This is a genomic window from Ferrimicrobium acidiphilum DSM 19497 (assembly GCF_000949255.1).
In the GTDB taxonomy this organism is placed as follows: domain Bacteria; phylum Actinomycetota; class Acidimicrobiia; order Acidimicrobiales; family Acidimicrobiaceae; genus Ferrimicrobium; species Ferrimicrobium acidiphilum.
In genome coordinates this window covers 1-1,331 of sequence record NZ_JXUW01000061.1, presented here as the reverse complement: position 1 = coordinate 1,331, position 1,331 = coordinate 1, and the positions used below count along the sequence as shown (strand labels likewise).

The 1,331-nt window shown below is 54.2% G+C and carries 2 pseudogenes; both read left to right on the top strand.

The features are described 5' to 3' along the window. Positions 1-651, top strand: a pseudogene (locus FEAC_RS14360) (transposase); the annotation flags it as partial. 190 nt (positions 652-841) lie between these two features. Beyond that, a pseudogene (locus tag FEAC_RS14355) lies at positions 842-1,331 on the top strand (IS21 family transposase); the annotation flags it as partial.

The following is a 1,331-nucleotide window of genomic DNA, read 5'->3' as shown; positions in this document are numbered from 1 at the left end:
ATACGACTCACCAGGATCTATCCAACTCCACCGAATGCCCTAAGTGACCGAGAGAGGGCCCAGATTGTAAAGGTATGCGCCAGTCCCGAGTACTGCTCACTGCCACCGGCTCAGATCGTCCCAGCTCTAGCAGATCAAGGAGTCTATTTAGCATCAGAGTCCACCTTCTATCGCGTTCTACGGGACGCAGGGCTCAATAAGCGACGGGGACGGGTAGCGCTGCCTCGCAAACGCTCCAAGCCCAATCATGAGGCCAAGGGGCCACTTGAGGTTTGGGTCACCGATATTTCGTATCTGCCTGGCCCTATCAAGGGTCTCTTCTACTACCTGCACTTCATCATGGATCTGTATTCGAGGAAGATCGTCGGCTATGAGGTCTACGAGAATGAATCGTCTGAGAATCTAGCGACTGTCCTGAAGAGGGCCACGTTGAACGAGGGTTCACTCGCTCCCAATGTGCTACATTCGGACAACGGTTCACCTATGAAAGGAACCACCCTGGTGGCACTGTGTTACCTACTTGGTATAGCTGCCTCCTACTCGCGTCCAAGAACTTCAAATGACAACGCCCACATGGAATCGATGTTTCGCACCGTCAAGTACTGCGCTAGCTATCCCTACGATGGCTTTGAGTCCCTCCTGGCGGCAAGGTGTGTATTCTCGCTGAAATGTGCCACCCATTCTCGCTGAAATGTGCCACCTGTTCTCGCTGAAATGTGCCACCCCCTAGAGGGTGCGAGACGGACTCAGGAACAATGGATGCAAAGAGGCTGTGGCATCCTTATGTGGTGACTGAAAACCAACCACAGAAAGGTGCCACATGCCCAATAGGAGGATACCAATGAGAAAGGCCGAAGAGGTCCTGCGCCTAGGCGCGCAAGGTAAGCATGTCAGAGAGATCAGCCGAAGTACGGGGATGTCTAGGACGACCGTGACGAGATATCTTGAGAAGGCAGCAGAGCACGAGATAGGCTGGCCACTTCCAGAGGGCATGGACGTACAAGCCCTGGAGCAGTTGTTGTTCGCCGCGGTTGAGACACCAAAGAGTACGCCCGTTATTCCCAACTGGCAGGAGGTGGCCACCGAGCTACAGGCTCATAATCACCTGACCCTCCAACTGCTCTGGCTTGAGTACAAGGAGCACAATCCAGAAGGGCTCAGCTATTCGCGGTTTTGTGCTCGCTACCGAGACTGGAAGAAGATCAATGAAGTGGTCATGCACTTTGAGCACCGCGGCGGAGAGAAGCTCTTCTGCGACTTCGCCGGTGATACGGTCCCGATCTGGGACGACCACACTGGTGAGGTAAACTTCGCAGCTCAGCTCTTTGTCG